Annotated in this window: 15 protein-coding genes; 9 read left to right on the top strand and 6 right to left on the bottom strand. The window is 64.9% G+C overall.

The genetic code is table 11. From position 1 onward, the window contains the following. On the top strand, positions 1 to 199 hold a 199-nt coding region (locus VKZ87_RS10640; protein ID WP_324221235.1), incomplete at its 5' end, for a GcrA family cell cycle regulator. Between the two features lie 88 nt (positions 200 to 287). Here VKZ87_RS10640 and VKZ87_RS10645 read toward each other — a convergent pair. From VKZ87_RS10645 to VKZ87_RS10655, 3 genes are read right to left on the bottom strand one after another with little or no spacing between them, the layout of a single operon-like run. Beyond that, positions 288 to 491: a hypothetical protein gene (locus VKZ87_RS10645; RefSeq protein WP_324221236.1), complete on the bottom strand. Its 204-nt coding sequence runs from the start codon at positions 489 to 491 to the stop codon at positions 288 to 290. Positions 492 to 520: 29 nt separating this feature from the next. Further along, positions 521 to 1,651 carry an acyl-CoA dehydrogenase family protein gene (locus VKZ87_RS10650; protein ID WP_324221237.1) on the bottom strand — a complete coding sequence of 377 codons (1,131 nt, stop codon included), beginning with the start codon at positions 1,649 to 1,651 and terminating at the stop codon, positions 521 to 523. 29 nt (positions 1,652 to 1,680) lie between these two features. After that, the gene (locus VKZ87_RS10655; protein ID WP_324221238.1) at positions 1,681 to 2,871 is read right to left on the bottom strand and encodes an acyl-CoA dehydrogenase family protein; all 1,191 of its coding nucleotides are present in this window, start codon (positions 2,869 to 2,871) and stop codon (positions 1,681 to 1,683) included. A gap of 130 nt (positions 2,872 to 3,001) precedes the next feature. Here VKZ87_RS10655 and VKZ87_RS10660 point away from each other — a divergent pair, with 130 nt between their 5' ends. After that, complete coding sequence (locus tag VKZ87_RS10660) at positions 3,002 to 3,433, top strand: PaaI family thioesterase (protein WP_324221239.1); 432 nt, start codon at positions 3,002 to 3,004, stop codon at positions 3,431 to 3,433. Between the two features lie 13 nt (positions 3,434 to 3,446). Here the strand turns inward: VKZ87_RS10660 and VKZ87_RS10665 are convergent, their stop codons facing one another. Beyond that, positions 3,447 to 4,295, bottom strand: coding sequence for a crotonase/enoyl-CoA hydratase family protein (locus VKZ87_RS10665; RefSeq protein ID WP_324221240.1), 849 nt, complete (start codon positions 4,293 to 4,295; stop codon positions 3,447 to 3,449). Between the two features lie 85 nt (positions 4,296 to 4,380). Here VKZ87_RS10665 and VKZ87_RS10670 point away from each other — a divergent pair, with 85 nt between their 5' ends. Next, complete coding sequence (locus VKZ87_RS10670) at positions 4,381 to 5,247, top strand: MaoC/PaaZ C-terminal domain-containing protein (protein WP_324221241.1); 867 nt, start codon at positions 4,381 to 4,383, stop codon at positions 5,245 to 5,247. A 4-nt stretch (positions 5,248 to 5,251) separates the two neighbouring features. On the opposite strand, the gene VKZ87_RS10675 is transcribed toward VKZ87_RS10670, so the two are convergent. Continuing rightward, positions 5,252 to 6,940 carry an EAL domain-containing protein gene (locus VKZ87_RS10675; RefSeq protein ID WP_324221242.1) on the bottom strand — a complete coding sequence of 563 codons (1,689 nt, stop codon included), beginning with the start codon at positions 6,938 to 6,940 and terminating at the stop codon, positions 5,252 to 5,254. A 172-nt stretch (positions 6,941 to 7,112) separates the two neighbouring features. Between VKZ87_RS10675 and VKZ87_RS10680 the strand changes: the two genes are divergently transcribed. The 3 genes from VKZ87_RS10680 to VKZ87_RS10690 all read left to right on the top strand — a co-directional run bounded on the left by VKZ87_RS10680 (position 7,113) and on the right by VKZ87_RS10690 (position 12,295). Further along, positions 7,113 to 8,822, top strand: coding sequence for a long-chain fatty acid--CoA ligase (locus VKZ87_RS10680; RefSeq protein WP_324221243.1), 1,710 nt, complete (start codon positions 7,113 to 7,115; stop codon positions 8,820 to 8,822). A 108-nt stretch (positions 8,823 to 8,930) separates the two neighbouring features. After that, entirely contained in the window at positions 8,931 to 10,088 is a 1,158-nt protein-coding gene (locus VKZ87_RS10685; protein WP_324221244.1) for a hypothetical protein, read from the top strand. A gap of 89 nt (positions 10,089 to 10,177) precedes the next feature. Then, positions 10,178 to 12,295 carry a methyltransferase domain-containing protein gene (locus VKZ87_RS10690; RefSeq protein WP_324221245.1) on the top strand — a complete coding sequence of 706 codons (2,118 nt, stop codon included), beginning with the start codon at positions 10,178 to 10,180 and terminating at the stop codon, positions 12,293 to 12,295. A 1-nt stretch (position 12,296) separates the two neighbouring features. Here the strand turns inward: VKZ87_RS10690 and VKZ87_RS10695 are convergent, their stop codons facing one another. Further along, complete coding sequence (locus VKZ87_RS10695; protein WP_324221246.1) at positions 12,297 to 13,082, bottom strand: HpcH/HpaI aldolase/citrate lyase family protein; 786 nt, start codon at positions 13,080 to 13,082, stop codon at positions 12,297 to 12,299. A 142-nt stretch (positions 13,083 to 13,224) separates the two neighbouring features. Here VKZ87_RS10695 and VKZ87_RS10700 point away from each other — a divergent pair, with 142 nt between their 5' ends. From VKZ87_RS10700 to VKZ87_RS10710, 3 genes are all read left to right on the top strand, one after another. After that, entirely contained in the window at positions 13,225 to 13,767 is a 543-nt protein-coding gene (locus tag VKZ87_RS10700; protein ID WP_324221247.1) for a chemotaxis protein CheW, read from the top strand. A gap of 196 nt (positions 13,768 to 13,963) precedes the next feature. Next, positions 13,964 to 15,982, top strand: a complete 2,019-nt coding sequence (tkt, locus tag VKZ87_RS10705) for a transketolase (RefSeq protein ID WP_324221248.1) — start codon at positions 13,964 to 13,966, stop codon at positions 15,980 to 15,982. 187 nt (positions 15,983 to 16,169) lie between these two features. Then, positions 16,170 to 17,864, top strand: coding sequence for an ABC transporter ATP-binding protein (locus VKZ87_RS10710; RefSeq protein WP_324221249.1), 1,695 nt, complete (start codon positions 16,170 to 16,172; stop codon positions 17,862 to 17,864). Position 17,865 lies beyond the last annotated feature (1 nt).

The raw sequence follows: 17,865 nt of genomic DNA on the forward strand, positions 1-17,865 counted from the left end.
CATGCTGGCTGCCCTGACCCCGTCCAGCGGGCCGCGCTGCAAATGGCCGATCGGCGATCCCAAGACGACGGATTTCGACTTCTGCAGCAGTGTTGCCCTGCCCGGCAAGCCCTATTGCGCGCAGCATTGCGCCCAGGCCTACACCAACTGGAATCCGGAGAGCGCCGTCGAGGCCGTGAAGGCGGTCAACGCCGCCTGAGACCGAGACGTTCCGGTTTCCACCAGCCCGGCGGCCCGTCCGCCGGGCTTTTTTCTGTCTTCCAGCAGACGTTTCGGGTGCAGCCCGTTCACGAAGCCCATGAAGGCACGGATGCCTCGGCCTCATCCTCCGAGAACAGCCGCTCAAGGATGACATGGCCGTCGCTCCACCTGAGCGAGCAGCCTGTCGACAAGGAGCGGATCAACCCCCGGCTTCCCGCCGTAGAGCGGTATTTGCGGGCAAGCTCGGCATGGAAACAGGCGTTGATGTCTTCCACCACGACCTTTTCCATGCCGCTCCTCCGGTGTGGCGCGTACTCCGCTAGGCCGCTTCGCTGAGCGCCGCGAAGCGCCGCTGGTGGTAATCGGCATGCCCGAACTGGGTGTCGATCATCATCAGGCGCTTGGCGTAATGGCCGACATTCAGCTCATCGGTCATGCCCATGCCGCCGTGCAGTTGAATCGCCTGCTGCCCCACCCAGCGGCCGGCCTTGCCGATCTGCACCTTGGCCGCCGCGGCCGCCTTGGCGCGCTCTGCCGCCGGCGCATCGGCCTTCAGGCTGGCCAGCAGGGCCAGCGAGCGCGAGCTTTCCACATGCATCATCATATCGACCATGCGGTGCTGCAGGACCTGGAAATCGCCGATCGGCCGCCCGAACTGCTTGCGTGTCTTGAGGTAGGCAAGCGTCGTCTCGTACAGCGACTGCATGGCGCCGACCGCTTCCGACGCCATATAGGCGATGGCGCGGTCCACGACGGCCTCCACCTTCGGGAAGGCGCCGGCGGGATCGCCGAGCGCGACGGCCGCCGCCTTCTCAAAGGTGATATCGCTGGCGCGACGGTTATCCACGGTGCGGTAATCCTGCCGGCTTACGCCCTTGCCATTGGCGTCGACCACGAACAGCCCGAGACCGGACGCCTCCGTCGCGGCGCCGGCGCTGCGCGCCAGCACGACGATCCTGTCGGCGCTGGGCGCGTCGAAAACGACGATCTTCTTGCCCGACAGCGCCCAGCCCTCGCCGCTCTTCTCGGCCCTGGTATGCACTTCGGCCATGTTGAAACGCGCGCCGTGCTCGGCATGGGCAAAGGCCCATTTCGCCTTGCCTTCCGCGATGGCCGGCAGCCATTCTGCCTGCTGCTCGGCGCTGCCTGCCTCTCCGATCAGTCCGGCGCCCAGCACGATGGTCGACATATAGGGCTCGGCGACCAGATGTTTGCCGAACCGCTCCGCGATCAGCATGGTCTCTACCGCGCCGCCGCCCAGGCCGCCGAATTCTTCCGCCAGCGGCATGGCCAGCCAGCCGAGCTCGGCCATGGTAGCCCAGTTCTCCTGCGCATAGCCGAGATCGGTTTTGACCAGCTTGCGCCAGCGCTCGAAATCGTACTTGTCCTGCAGCCAGCTCTCGATGCTGTCAGCCAGCAGTTTCTGTTCTTCGGACAGCTGAAAATCCATTTCCGTTTATCCCTGTTGCTCGTGTTCGCTCAGAGGCCAAGAACCATCTTGGCGATGATGTTGCGCTGGATCTCGTTCGACCCGCCATAGATCGTAGTCGCACGGTAATACAGGAAGGATTCCATCCGCCCCTGCGCATAGTCCGGCCCGACCGGCGGCTGGTTGGAGCCGTCAGGCCGACGCTCATAGGGCGCCGCGTAATAGCCCAGCGCCTCGCAGGCGAGTTCGGTGATGGTCTGCTGGATTTCCGAACCGCGGATTTTGAGCATGCTGACCTCGGGGCCGACGCCCTTGCCGGCATTCTCGGCAGCGAGCACGCGCAGGTTGGTATATTCCAGCGCCAGCAGGTCGATCTCGACGGCAGCCACCTTGTCGCGGAAAGCCGGGTCCTGCAGCAGAGGCGCTCCGAAGGCCTGCTCGGCCCGTGCGATCTCCTTGAGTCGCCGCAGTCTCTGCTTTGAACGGGCGACCTCGGCTATGGTGGTGCGCTCGTTTCCGAGCAGGAACTTGGCATAGGTCCAGCCCTTGCCTTCCTTGCCAATCAGGTTGGTCTTCGGCACCCGGACATTGTCGAGGAACACCTCGTTGACGCTGTGGCCTTCATCGATCGAGATGATCGGCCGGACGGTGATGCCGGGCGTGTTCATGTCGATCAGCAGGAAGGAAATGCCCTCCTGCGGCTTGGTGTTCTGGTCGGTCCGGACCAGACAGAACATCATGTTCGCGAAATGCGCCTGGGTGGTCCAGATTTTGTGGCCATTGACGATGTAATGATCGCCGTCGCTGTCGGCTCGGGTGCGCAGGGAGGCGAGATCGGAACCTGCGCCGGGCTCGGAATAACCCTGGCACCACCAGTCTTCCATGCTGAGAATGCGCGGCAGATAGCGCTTCTTCTGCTCCTCGGTCCCGAAGGTGTAGATCACCGGCCCGACCATGGCGATGCCGAACGGCGCCAGTCCGGGCGCGTCGGCCGCGGCGGTTTCTTCGTCGAAGATATACCGCTGCACGGGGCTCCAGCCCGGACCGCCATATTCCTTCGGCCAGTTCGGCGCGCCCCAGCCCTGCTTGTGCAGAATCCGGTGCCAGGTGACGATGTCGTCCTTCTCGAGATGGACATTGCGCCGGTTCTTCTCGGCGAGTTCCGGCGGCAGATTGTCACGAATGAAGGCGCGCACCTCGTCGCGGAAAGCACGCTCTTCCGGCGTGAATTCGAGATCCATGCGTTTCTCCCTTGTCCGCGCCGAGGTTACGGCTGCGGTAGCAGCGAGGCAAGCTGGTGACGCTGGGTAAACCTTGCGCCGCACTGCCTGTTTTGCTCTATGGCATCCGTTCAGAACGACAGGTTGTCCCATGAGTGCCGCCCCCGCCCAGACATTCGACCCGGAAAAAGCCGGCTGGACCAAACGCCGCAGCCAGGGTCCCTTCACCCAGTTGATCGGCCCGGTCTGGACCCGGCACGAGACCGAGGGCTCCGCCTGCGCCTTCCTTGCGGAAGAGCGTCATGCCAATGGCCGCGGCGTGATCCACGGGGGCATGCTCATGAGTTTTGCCGATCATACCCTGGGCTGGGTGGTCTGGGACGCGGTGGAGAAACGCGCCTGCGCCACGGTATCGCTGAACAACCAGTTCATCTCCGCCGCAAAGCCGGGCGACTGGGTCGAAATGCGCGGCCGCATCGTCCGCCAGACCCGCAGCCTGATTTTCGTTCAGGGCACGATGACCGTGGAAGACCGCATCGTGCTGACCTCGGAAGGCATCTGGAAAATCCTGGGCGTCAGCTGATCAGCGCCGCTCCTCAACGACGACGGCGCACCAGCTTCTTCGCCGGCAGCAGATCGTCGAATTTCGCCGGCCTCTTTTCCTGGTTGGCCTGCATCTGCTCCATCAGATCCCTGGTCAGGAACATGCCGGCCTGCCAGACCTGCATGTAGTTCAGCGCATCCGCGACGCTGTGGTCGCGGGTATAGTTCAGCATCTCCTTGGTGCCGTGGATCGCCAGCGGCGATTTCGAGGCAATGGTCTGGGCGATCTCGAGCACGGCTGCCAGCATCGCCTCCTGGGAGTCGAAGACCGTATTGACCAGCCCGGCGCGGAATGCTTCCTGCGCCGGCATCCGCCGTCCGCTATAGGCAAGTTCGCGCACCAGCCCCGACGGCATCAGATGCGGCAGGCGCTGCAGGGTGCCGACATCCGCCGTCATGCCGATGTTGATTTCCTGGATGCAGAACCAGGCGTCCGCCGTGCAGTAGCGCATGTCGCAGGCCGAGATCAGGTCGACGCCGCCGCCGACGCAGCCGCCCTGGATCGCCGCCAGCACCGGAACGCGGCAGCGGTCGATCACCGCGAAGCTTTCCTGCATCTCCGCCACGGCACGGCGGAACTGCTCGCCCACCCGGCCGCGGTCGCCCTGCAGCATGTCCCCCGCGATCCCCGCAAAGGCCGACAGGTCCAGCCCGCCGGTAAAGTGTTTTCCGGTGGAGGAAATCACCACGGCGCGGACTTCCGGCCGATCCTCGATTTCGGCGAAAACGTCCACCATCTCCTGCCAGAAGGGCAGGATCATGGCATTGGCCTTGTCGGGGCGGTTGAAGACGATCTGCGCGACGTGGTCGGCCACGCTGAAGTCGAAAGTGGTGTAACTCATGTCATCCTCCCGTGGCCTGACGCAACGTCAAGGCTGGCCTGTCGCCGTCTGCATCGCTAGAGTTGGGCAAATTAATGGAGGAAACATGCCGATTGTCTACGACGATCTGATGCGCCTCGACCTGCCGGAGCGGGAATTCAGCTACACCGAGCGCGACACGATGCTGTACGCGCTCAGCGTCGGCATGGGGCACGATCCGATGGATCTCGACGAGCTGCCCTTCGTCTACGAGAAGGGGCTGAAAGCGCTCCCGAGCCAGGCGACGGTAATTACCTGGGACGACAGCTGGGTGCCCAGGACCGGCATCAATTTTCTCATGGTTGTCCACGGCGAGCAGCGCGTCACGCTGCACAGGCCGCTGCCGACACAGGGCCGCATCCGTTCGAAGGTCAGAGTCAAGGATGCGTTCGACAAGGGCGCCGGCAAGGGCGCCATCCTGCTGATCGAGAACACGATCCGGGACGCCGAAAGCGGCGAATTGCTGGCGACCCTGCTGTCCACCACATTCGCCCGCGGCGATGGCGGCTTTGGCGGTCCGGCACGGTCGCCGGAAGACGGGCCGCCGCAACCGCATCCCATCCCTGACCGCGCACCCGACGTTGGCGTCACCGCGCGGACCCAGCCGAACCAGGCGCTGTTCTACCGCCTCTGCGGCGACCGCAACCCGCTGCATGCCGATCCTGCCGTTGCCAAGGCGGCCGGTTTTCCGCGGCCGATCCTGCATGGACTCTGCACCTATGGCCACGCCGTGCGCGCCGTCGTGAAAGCCGCCTGCAATCACGATCCGGCGCTGGTGCGACACATCGAGGCACGCTTCACCGCCCCGGTCTTTCCCGGCGAGACGATCCACACGGAGATCTGGCGCGACGGGAATACGGTGTCGTTCCGCGCGCGCCTGATGGAGCGTGACGTGATCGCACTGGACCACGGCAAGGTGGAACTGCGGGACTGAACCTTCAGCCGGGCCGGCGCCGGGCGGGCCCGTCGGCGTCAGGCCGGAAGGGTTCCATCAGCATCTCCGGCTCGGGCCTGCCGAACAGGTAGCCCTGGCCGTAGTCGATGCCGAAATCGCGCAACAGGCCGGCCTGATCCTCGGTCTCGACCATTTCGGCCACCGTGCCGATGCCGAGTTCCTTGCATAGCCAGACCATGCCTTTCAGGATTGCCCGGTCGCGGTCATGCTCGCGACTCTGCAGCGCCTTCACATAGGCGCCATCGATCTTCACATAGTCGACGTCGAGCGCCTGCAGATAGGGAAACGACGCCGCACCGGCGCCGAAATCGTCCAGGCACACGGAATGCCCATCCTCGCGCAGCTGCCGCACCGCCGCAGCGGCATGAACGAGATTGGTGATCTGGGTCGATTCCGTGATCTCGAAGATCAGCTGCTTGCGCAGTTCCGGCACCGGCGCGAGAATCTCCCGCAGTGCCGCCATGAAGACGGTGCTCTCAAGGCTGTGACCGGACAGATTGACGGCGACGTCGATAATATCGCCTTGGCGCCGCTTTTCCGTCAGCAGGTCGACCACCCGAGACACCACGGCCAGGTCGAATTCACCAATCAGGTGCACGCCTTCGGCCAGCCGGATCGTCTCGAACGGCGAGCCGCCATCTTCGAAACGCGACAGCGCCTCGTAGTGGTGCAGCATGCGCGTATCGAGGTGGACGATCGGCTGAAAGACCAGCTGGAAGCGCCGGCCTGAAACGGCTGAGCGCAGCGCGTGCACCCGCGATACCGTGGTATTCAGCAGTGCCTTGAGGCTGTCCTCCGTGGAGCGGAGCGAGAAACCGGCGGCCCCTTCGCTGGCGAAGCGCTGTACCGCAAAGGCCATGGCGTTGGCCGCATCCTCGTCGCTCATGCCCCTGGCATGCAGATCCAGCGTTGCGCCGCGGATGCCGAGCAGATCGCCGGCCGCGTCTACGCCGGATTTCCTGACCAGGTCTCGGACCTGATCGGCCATGGCAGTCTGGTCGAGGGGATTGGCATGCAGGATGCCGTATTTCTCGGGATCGATGCGTCCCGCCGTGTCGCCGCCCAGCGACTTGCCGCGCAGCAGCGCGCCGACATCGCTCATCAGCGCCCGGCTTTCGTCAGGCGGTAGGGATTCGGCCAGTTCCTTGAGACCGACGATCTCGACGAGCGTCAGTTTCACCTCCGAGCCCAGCTCCCGCGCCAGCTTCAGCCGCTCCCCCGCGCGGGTTTCGAAATCATCGAGGGCCAGCAGGCCAGTCTGGTAGTCACGCTTGTTGGCCAGCGCGGCTTCTGCTCCCGGCAAACGGGCGTTGGAGAGTGTCAGATAGTACCGGCCTTCATGGCGCGGCAGGCAACAGCCTCCCAGGACGCAAACTGCGCCGGGGCTGCCGTCGGCGGCCAGCAGCCGGATCGTCACCGGCTCGATTCGTCCGCCAACGGTGAGATTGGCGAGCAGATTGAGAATGAAATGGCGGTCGACCTCATCGACCAGGCTGGCAAAGGATTGTCCGACCAGTTCATTCGGATCCCGGCCGGTCAGCAGCCGCGCGGCACCCGAGGCGAAGGTCACCTGGCCTTCGGCAGCCAATTCGAGCATCAGGTCGGCAGCGGAGAAGGCGAAGGCGACAAACCGGTCACGCTCCGCGCGCATGTCCTTGGGACCGCCGCCCATTCTGGCCTCTTGAAGCACGATATCGGAACCGGACTTTGCCAGCCGCGGCAGGCCTGCGCAACCCGGCCGGGCAACGGAGTGACGTTACGCCACGTTGCGTCAGTCCCGCCCCGTTCATACAATCAGCCGAACCCGGGGAATGCGCCCGGCCCGAGTCTAGGGGGATATTTTGATGACTGCACCGTTCTGGGAAAAATCCTATCCGGCCGGCGTGACCTGGGCCCAGAATTTCCAGGCCCGTCCGATCTGGACCCTGCTGGACGATGCCGTGGCGCGCTTTGCGCCGCAGCCCTGCCTGGAATTCATGGGCAAAACCTACACCTACGCGGCCGTTTCCGATCTGGTGGACCGGGCCGCCAAGGGCTTCCAGCAGCTCGGCGTCGGCCCCGGTGTGCATGTCGGGCTGTTCCTGCCCAATACGCCCCATTACGTGATCTGCTTCTTCGCCATCCTCAAGGCCGGCGGCCGGGTGGTGAATTACAGTCCGCTCGATGCCGAACGGGAGCTGCGCTACAAGATCGAGGACAGCCAGACCGACATCATGGTCACGCTCGACCTGAAGGCGCTGTATCCGAATATCGGCAAGATGCTCGGCACCACCCGTCTCAAGAAGGTGGTGGTCTGCCGCCTGCCCGACGTTCTGCCCTTCCCGAAGAACCTGCTGTTCCCGCTGGCCAAGGGCAAGGAAATCGCCCAGGTACCAAAGGACGATCGGCATATCCGCTTCACCGATCTGGTTGCCAATGACGGCCGCTACACCCCGCATCCGGTGAAGGATCCGGTCGAGGAAGTGGCGATCCTGCAATATACCGGCGGCACGACCGGCCAGCCGAAAGGCGCCATGCTGACGCATGGCAACATCACGGCGACCGTGCAGATGTATGCCAGCTGGACCAGCGAAGAGCTGGTCCTTGAGGACGGCAGGGAACGGGTCCTCATGGTCCTGCCGATGTTCCACATCTACGGCCTCAGCGCGGTGCTGCTGCGCATGCTGACCATTGGGGCCGAATTCGTGCTGCATCCGCGTTTCGAGCTGAAGGCGGTGATCGAGGATCTGCACAAGAAGAAGATCACCATCTTCCCCGGTGTGCCGACCATGTACGCGGCCATCGTCAACATGCCGAACCTGAAGGATTACGACCTGTCGTCGCTGAAATTCTGTGCCTCCGGTGGCGCGCCACTGCCGGCTGAGGTGCAGGACAAGTTCGAGCAGGTCACCGGCCACAAGATGATCGAAGGCTGGGGTATGACCGAGACCTCGCCGGCCGGCACGCAGACCGTCTATGGCGGCAAGCGCAAAAAGGGGTCCTGCGGCCTGCCGCTGCCCGGTGTCACCATCGAGATCGTCGACGTGGACGATCCGCTCAAGGTGCTCGGCGTGAACCAGACCGGCGAAATCTGCATCACCGGCCCGAACGTGATGAAAGGCTACTGGAACAAGCCGGAGGCGACCGCGGAAGCCTTCGCCGGCGGCCGCTTCCATACCGGCGACGTCGGCTACATGGACGAGGAAGGCTACATCTTCATCGTCGACCGCAAGAAGGACATGATCCTCTCGGGCGGCTTCAACGTCTATCCCCGCAACATCGAGGAAGCGATCTACGAGCATCCCAGCGTCGAGGAATGCACCGTGATCGGCATTCCCGACCCGTACCGCGGCCAGTCGGCCAAGGCCTTCATCAAGCTGAAGCCGGGCGCCCAGCCCTTCACCTTCGAGCAGCTCAAGGACTTCCTGAGGGACAAGCTCGGCAAGCATGAAATGCCGGTCGCCATGGAGATCCGCGAGGCCCTGCCGAAAACCCTGATCGGCAAGCTGTCGAAAAAGGAACTGGTCGAGGAAGAGATGAAACGCTTCGAGGCCAGCCAGGCCAGGGCCGGCTGAGAGGTTAATTTCCGGACACACTGACGGCCGTTATCGGGTCTTTCGTTGTGATCTGATCCGGCCGCCCGCCATCTTCCCGCATCGATTTCAGTTGCGGGAAGAAGGGTAATGGGGGGCAGGTTTCCGGCACTGCTAGGCGCGCTTGTGTGGCTGTCGGTACCGGCAGCGGCCGTCGGCCAGACCATGGTCGAGGGCAAGCATTTCGATTTCAGCCCCGCAGAGTATCACGCCGCCGCGCCCCCCATCCAGGGGCCGGAAAAGGCCCGGGGCCTGGTGATCTGGAACCATGGCCGCGGCATGACCAGCGCCGACCACAAGGCGCCGCCCCTTGCCCTGCATTTCGCCCATCGCGGCTGGGATGTCTACACGCTCTATCGCGGCTGGGGCAGCGACGACCGGCTCCGGGCGCTGCAGATCGTCGGCGCCGGAATCGGGAAGGCGCAGAAGATGGGCTATTCCCGCATCGTGCTCATGGGGCAGTCCGCGGGCGCCTATGCGGCGATCGAGGCGGTGCGCTACGGCTACGAGGTCGAGGCCGTGATCGGGCTCGCGCCAGCCGCGCACGGCAACGGCACCTACTGGAAAGACAACGACTTCGCCATGCGGGCGATCTGGGAGAAGTATGCCGGCAGGAAGGCGAAGGTGGCTGTCGCCTATTTCGCGGAAGACGACTATTACGAAGCCCATGCGCCGAATGTCCGCGGCCCCTGGCTGCGTGACAAACTTCAGAGCCTCGGGATTCCGCATTACATCATCAATCAGCCCGAAATTGCCGACCTGAAAGGTCACGGTGCCGGGCAGAGCTGGAATTTCGCGCGGCGCTACGGTGCCTGCATCTTCGCCTTTGTCGAGAGCGGCGAGGCCCCGCCCTGCGAGGAAGGCGATCCGAGTGCGCTGGCAACCTTCCAGATCGTGCCGCAGCCGGCCGGTCGCCTCGACCCCACCTCTCCGCTTGCCGGCCTATGGCATGGCACCTGGGGCGGCGGCAGACTGGTCGCCATCACCATGGGCGGGATCACGGGCAACCAACTCGCCGCACGCTATCATGCCGGACTCGGCGCCAATCCCGCTGCGGAACTGCCCAGTGACGTCGACTGGCCGCTGACACTCACCGCGACCGGCATGATGCGGGAGACTCCGAATGCGGTTTTCGAGTTCCGGCGCGATGGCGACCGCCTGTTCGGCACGATGACGGCGAAGCACAATCCGGACCTGAAGGACACAATCGTGCTGCAGCGGGTGCCGGAGCGGGTTTCGGCGCGCTGACCGCCGTCCGATGCAGGCTTTCAATCCGTTTGCCCCGCAGCGGCAATCCCCCTAAGGTACCGGCGTGTATCCCTCCCCTCTGGCGCGGCATGCCTCTACCCGATAAAAACCAGATCGAAGCCAAAGCGCATTTGCTGCCGATTCTGCGCGCGGCCATGCGCGCCCTGGAAGCAGAAGACTACGTGCAGGCGGAAAACCTGCTCGATTCGATTCTGCAGCAGGATGCCGACTTCGCCGATGCGCTGCATCTGAAGGGCTATGCCGCGCTGCGGCGCGGCGACCTGGCCAAGGCGCGTCAACTGGTGGAACGCGCCATCGAGATCGACTTCCATTTCGAGAACTACCATCTGACACTCGGGCATATCCGGCTGGCCGAAGGTGACCGCCAGGGAGCCCGGGACAGCTTCGGCGCCGCCATCGTCCTGAATGCGGCCTTGCCGGATCCCTATATCGGCCTCGCCCATATTTTCATGGCGGATGGCGCGCTGGACGCTGCGATCGGCGCGCTCGGCACCGCCCGCCAGAAGCATCCGAAGCATCCGGAGGTGAACTACCTTCTCGGTTTCGTCCTGATGGCCCAGGGCAAGGCCAAGGACGCGATGATTTTCTTCGGCCGGGCGCTGCAGTCCGCGCCAAACGACACGCGCTATCGCCTCGGCTTCGCGCGGTCGCTGCATGGCCTGCGCCTGAAAAAGCCAGACCCGGCCCTGCTCGCCACCACCCTGCCGCTGCTCGGCACCCCGGGAGTCGAGCCTCGCGACCTCGCCTCGATCATCGAAAGCGCAATCCAGCTGGATCCGACTTTCACCATCCTCGCGCCGATCGACGCGATGCCGGCTGCGAATGTGGCGAAGGTTCTCGCCGCGCCGCAATGCCCCGATCCGGCCAGCAGCGATGCCTTCGCCGAATGGCTGGCCCATGGACTGGTGATGCACCCGGCGATCGCCCGCCGGCTTATGGCGCTGCGCCGGGGCCTGCTGCATCTGGCCGTGCATGATCCCGCCGTTCTCGACCGCTACAGCCGCCTGCTCGGCCTGATCGCGATCCGCAACTTCCAGGCCGAATATATCGACCAGTCCCGCGCGGACGAACGTGCCTTGCTGCAGCAGCTGGACACCCGGCTGGCCGAGGCGGACCCGGCATCCGCGGCTCCGCTGTTTGCCGTCTATGCCACCTATCATCCGCTGTATCGGCGGCCCGATCATGCGAGGCTGGCCGCCGCCGCCTGGCCGGCAGCCTTCGCGGATCTTCACCGCATCCAGCTGCTCGAGCCGCTGCAGGAAAAGACGATCGCAGCGGCCATGCCCGCGCTTACGCCCGTGGACGATGCCACCAGCCGCAGCGTTCAGGACATGTATGAGGAAAGCCCGTTCCCGCGCTGGCATCAGCCGATCCTCAACAGCCCCCTCACCGTTCCGGTGCGCCTGCGCTCCGCCCTGCCGCTGCAGACCATTCCGGCCGGCAGCATCACCAATCCGCAGGTACTGATCGCAGGATGCGGCACTGGCCTGCATGCCATTCTCGCGGCCTCGAGCTACTACGATGCGCGGGTGCTGGCGATCGATCTCAGCCGGGCCAGTCTTGCATACGGCAAGCGCAAGGCCGATGAACTCGGGATCACCAACGTCGAATTCGCCCAGGCCGACATCCTGAAGATCGGCAGCATCGACCGGCGTTTCGATGTCATCGAAAGCTTTGGCGTGCTGCATCATCTGCGCGACCCCGCCGCCGGACTGGCCCAGCTTGTCACCCTGCTCAAGCCCGACGGTTACATGATGCTGGGGCTGTACAGCGAGGTCGGTCGCCGCGATGTGGTGGCCGCGCGCGAGCTGATCGCCCGGCACGGTTACAGCGACAATCCCGAGGATGTGCGGCGCTTCCGCAACGATCTGCCGCGGCTGGCGCCGGACCTGGCGGCGCGGCTGGCGCGCTCGAGCGCCTTCCATACGCTGAGCGATCTGCGCGACCTGGTCTTTCATCGCCAGGAACACCGCTATACGCCGCAACAGCTGCGCAGCCTGATCAGCGGGGCCGGGCTGGAATTCCTCGGCTTCGAATTCTCGACGCCGAAGCCGCTGGCGCAGTATCAGGCCCGGTTCCCGGACGATCCGACCGCCACCGACCTCGACAACTGGGCTCTGGTGGAAGCCGAGAACCCCGACCTCTTCGCCAACTGCTACCGGTTCTGGGTCCGCCGCCGGGCCTGAGCTAGCTGCGGCCGATATGGCTGCGGAAGCGCTTGACGATATCCCGCGTCGCCTTGGTCAGCAGGCCCTGATCGACCCCGACGGCGACGAAGGTGAAGCCGGCATCGAAGTAGCGGCGGGCATCTTCCTCTACGGGCGCCAGGATGCCGCAGGGCTTGCCGGCCGCCTTGCAGGCCTGGAGCCCCTTCATGATGGCTGCCTGAGCTTCCGGATGCGCGCTGTTGCCCAGATGCCCGGCATCGGCGGAAAGATCGGCCGGGCCGATGAAGATGCCGTCGATGCCGTCCACCTTCGCGATCTCGGGAATGCGGTCGAGCGCCGTCAGCGTCTCCACCTGCACGATAACGCCCAATTCTTCCGTCGCCCTGGCATGGTAGTCGGCCACCAGCCCATAGCGGTTGGCGCGCTGCGACATGGAGACGCCGCGGATCCCGTGCGGCGGATAGCGGGTTGCCGCCACGGCACGGCGTGCCTCTTCGGCGTCCTGCACGAAGGGCAGGATCAGGTTGGGCGAGCCGATATCGAGGAACCGCTTGATCAGGACTGGGTCATTCCATGCCGGGCGCACCACCGGCGTCGCCGTATTCGCGTCGATCTGCATAGCCTGCAGCTGCTGCAGGACGGAGGGCAGCTCATTGGGAGAATGCTCGGTATCGATGACCACCCAGTCGAAACCGGCCGTCGCCACGATTTCGGCAACGATATTGCTGCACAGCATACTCCACAGGCCGATCTGCGGACGGCCCTCGCGCAGCGCGCGTTTGAACGCATTTACCGGCATTTGCATCTGGTCTCTCCCGTCGGCATGAACAATCTGGAACACAAGAGGAAATTAAACGCGCGAGCACAAGAGGAATTTGTTTACTGGCGTTGCGGCAGGATTTGCTAGACTTGGCAGGTCCGGTCCGAGCCGGAAAGGGGGAGAAATCATGACGCAACTTCCTGCATCGTCACAAGCTTCTGTCCGCGGCGGGATGCCGGCCCCCGGCAGCGCCGCGTCCCTGAGCAACGAATACCTGACCTTCAGCATCGACCAGCAGTTCTACGGCATCGACATCCTGGCCGTGCGCGAGATCCGCGCCTGGACCGAGGTGACCAGCCTGCCGAACACGCCGGATTTCGTGCGCGGCATCATCAACCTGCGCGGCACGATCGTGCCGATCTACGATCTGCGGGTCCGCTTTGGCGGCGGACGCACCTCGACGACCCCGCTTCATGTCGTCATCGTCGTCGAGGCCGCGAACGGCACCTTCGGGCTGCTGGTCGATTCGGTCTCCGACATCCTTTCGATCGAACAGCGCGAACTGCAATCCGTGCCGGAGACCGGCGTGGAAGCCGATTCCAGGTTCCTCAGCGCCCTGGTGGCGCGCGATGAACGGATGGTCTCGATTCTCGATCTCGACCGTCTGGTCAGCCACGCCGCCGCGGCCGAGATGGCGCAGATCGTCGCCCGGCAGGACGAGCCAGCCTGAGCCCTGGAACGATGCCGCGGCGCGACTCCGGAACATCCATCTGAAACCGGCCGCCGCGGCACAATGCCGCGACCCCGCTGGACCGGAAAACCGCCGCAATTTCAGCAGCTTTTGATGTAACCGTAACAGCAGTTGACGGGGCCGGCATTGCCCGGCATGGTCCGCCCGCTTTCGCCTTATTATTGCGGGTTTCCAGATGCTGCAGGCCGTCCCCTCCACCGCCATTCCGCGCCACACTGCCGCCGTCGGCCACAACGACATGGCCAACGCCATCCGGGCGCTCGCCATGGACGCCGTGCAGCAGGCCAATTCCGGCCATCCCGGCATGCCCATGGGCATGGCGGATGTCGCGACCGTCCTGTTCAGCCGCTTCCTCAAATTCGATCCGCAGAATCCGACCTGGCCCGACCGCGACCGTTTCGTGCTGTCGGCCGGCCATGGCTCGATGCTGCTCTATGCCCTGCTCTACCTGACCGGCTATCCGGACATGACGCTGGACGAACTGAAGAAGTTCCGCCAGCTCGGCGCCCGGACCGCCGGCCATCCGGAACACGGCCATGCCGCCGGGATCGAAACCACCACCGGGCCGCTCGGACAGGGCATCGCCAATGCCGTGGGCATGGCGCTGGCCGAGCGCCTGCTCGCCGCCCAGTTCGGCGGCGAGCTGACCGACCACTACACCTATGTGATCGCCGGCGACGGCTGCCTGATGGAAGGCATCAGCCACGAGGCGATTTCGCTGGCCGGCCACCTGAAACTGAACAAGCTGATCGTGCTGTTCGACGATAACGGTATCTCGATCGATGGCCCCACCAGTCTGACCGTCTCCGACGACCAGCTTGCCCGCTTCAAGGCGAGCGGCTGGGCGGTGACCGCCATCGACGGCCATGATCCGGAAGCCATCGCCGGCGCGATTGCCGCCGCCCAGAAAAGCGACAAGCCGAGCCTGATCGCCTGCCGCACGGTAATCGGCTATGGCGCGCCGACCAAGGCCGGCACGGCCTCCACCCATGGTTCGCCGCTTGGTGCCGACGAAATCAAGGGTGCGCGCGAAAAGCTCGGCTGGCCGCATGCCCCCTTCGAGATTCCGGACGCCATTCTGAAAGCCTGGCGGGATGTGGGCGCTGCCGGCGCCGCCAGACAGCAGGCCTGGAGCAAGCGCTTTGCCGCCCTGCCCGCCGAGCAGCGTGCCGAATGGGAGCGCCGTTTCCGCGGTGACCTGCCGGCCGCGATGGACAAGGTGGTGGCGGAGTACAAGGCCAAGCTGGTCGCCGACAAGCCGAAATGGGCGACCCGCAAGTCGTCGCAGATGGCGCTGGAAGTGATCAATACGGTGGTGCCTGAAACGATCGGCGGCTCGGCCGACCTGACCGGCTCGAACAACACCAAGACCGCCAGCCTCGCGCCGGTCAAGCCCGGCGATTTCAGCGGGCGGTATGTCTATTACGGCGTCCGCGAGCATGCCATGGCTGCCGCGATGAACGGCATCGCGCTGCATGGCGGCTTCATCCCCTATGGCGGCACCTTCCTGGTCTTCACTGACTATTGCCGCCCGTCGATCCGCCTCTCGGCCCTGATGGAACAACGCATCGTCTATGTGATGACCCACGATTCCATCGGCCTTGGCGAGGACGGCCCGACGCACCAGCCGGTCGAGCATCTCGCCGCCCTGCGCGCCATTCCGAATCTGCTGGTGCTGCGCCCGGCCGATGCGGTCGAGACGGCCGAGGCATGGCAGGTCGCCCTGAAGCAGAAGAACCGCCCCAGCGTGCTGGCCCTGACGCGTCAGGATCTGGCGGCCGTGCGCCTCACCGACTCCGCAGAAAACCTGGTTGCCCGGGGCGGCTATGAACTTGCTGCCGCCGACGGCACGGCCAGGGTGACGCTGCTGGCAACAGGCTCGGAAGTGGGGATTGCGCTGGCGGCCCGCGACCTGCTGCAGAAAGACGGCATCCCGACCCGTGTGGTCTCGATGCCCAGCTTCGAGCTGTTCGAGGAGCAGGACGAGGCCTATCAGGAAGCGGTGCTCGGTCCGGGCACGGTCCGCGTGGCCGTCGAGGCCGGCATCCGGCAGGGCTGGGACCGCTATCTGGGCGCCAAGGGTGCTTTCGTCGGCATGACCGGCTTTGGCGCCTCCGGCCCCTATGAGCAATTGTACAGGCATTTCGGCATCACCCCCGAGGCAGTCGCCGCGGCTGCCAAGCAGCGCCTCTGATTCGCCGGCGGCAGGTCTGCCGGGGTTGGCCCGGCGCTCGGCTGCGTGGTATAGGTGTGCCCGCTAACTGCTTGATTGCAGCAGGATTCCCGTGACCGTGTCCGCCTCACCCGGCAGCAGAGCAACCCCTGCCGTCAGCCGCCCCCCCAGCAGTGCCGCCCTGATCCGTCGGTTGCTGAGGGAACAGGTGCGCCCGCATGTAGGCTCCCTGCTTCTGGCCCTGATGAGCATGGCCGTGGTTGCGGCCATGACCGCGGCAACCGCCTGGCTGCTCAAACCCGCCATCGACCAGGTCTTCGCCCAGCGCGATCCCTACTGGACCGTGATCGTCCCGGTGGCCGTCGTGATCGTCGTCGTCGTCAAGGCAATCGCGGCTTACTTCGAGAGCACGCTGATGACCAGCTTCGGCGAGCGCATCATCGCCGACACCCAGATCCGCATGTACGGCCATATGATCCGCTCCGATCTGGCCTGGCTGCACGACATGCACTCGGGCAAGCTGATCGCCAGCTTCCTCTACGATGCCTCCCTGCTCCGTGAGGCCGTCACCAAGGCGCTGACCGGCATCGTCAAGGACAGCCTGAGCCTGATCTTCCTGACCGGCGTGATGTTCGCCATGAACTGGCAGTTCGCGCTGATCGTCTGCGTGATTTTCCCCTTCGTCGGTCTCACCACGCGCCGCCTGGGCCGCAAGGCGCGCAAGGGTTCGGCAAAGAGCCAGCAGGAAACCGGCAAGCTGACCACCATCCTGAGCGAGACCTTCGATGGCGCTCGCATGGTGAAGGCCTACGGCATGGAACAGCGCGAAATCGAGCGCGCCCGCCAGTCGGTCGAAACCCGGCTCGGCCACATCATGAAAGTCGTGCGAGCCCGGGCGGCCGCCAGTCCCGCCACCGAGGCGCTGGGCGGCATTGCCGTGGCGGTGGTGATCTATATCGGCGGCAGCTCCGAAACGCTGACGCTGGGCACGCTGACGGCGTTCATTTACGCCGCGCTTTCGGCCTACCAGCCCCTGAAGGCCCTGTCGAACCTCAATACCGCCCTCCAGGAGGGCCTGGCGGCAGCCGAACGCATCTTCGCACTGCTCGACATCGAACCGAAGATCAGGGAAGCGGCTGACGCGAAGCCGCTGGAAATCCGCGGCGGCGAAATCCGACTGGAGGATGTCGGCTTCCGTTACAGCGAGGACAAAGTCGCGCTGCAGGGGGTTTCGCTGGTGGTGCCGCCGGGAAGGAAGGCCGCCCTCGTCGGCGCATCGGGTGCCGGCAAATCGACACTGCTCAACCTGGTGCCGCGCTTCTACGACGTGACCAGCGGCCGCGTCCTGATCGACGGTCAGGATGTCCGCGCGGTGACCCTCGATTCGCTCCGGCGCAACATCGCACTGGTCAGCCAGGAACTGACCCTGTTCGACGATACCGTCCGCGCCAATATCGCCTATGGTCGCCCCGATGCTTCGCTGGCGGACATCGAAGCTGCCGCGCGGCACGCCGCCGCCCATGATTTCATCATGGCCCTCCCGGAAGGCTACGACACGCTGGTCGGCGAGAATGGCGTGAAGCTTTCGGGCGGTCAGCGGCAGCGCATCGCAATCGCCCGCGCGATGCTGCGCGACGCCCCCATCCTGCTGCTGGACGAAGCGACCAGTGCGCTGGATACGGAATCCGAACGGCTCATCCAGGCGGCGCTGGCGGAACTGATGCAGGGTCGCACGACCCTCGTCATCGCCCATCGCCTGTCGACCGTGATTGATGCCGACGTGATCTTCGTGCTGGATCAGGGCCGTCTTGTCGAACAGGGCAGCCATGCCGAGCTGCTGGCCCGGAACGGCGCCTATGCGCGTCTCTATGCCACCCAGTTCGCCGTCGAGGCGGCGGTATAGT

The sequence above is a fragment of the Ferrovibrio sp. genome (assembly GCF_035304305.1).
GTDB lineage: Bacteria > Pseudomonadota > Alphaproteobacteria > Ferrovibrionales > Ferrovibrionaceae > Ferrovibrio.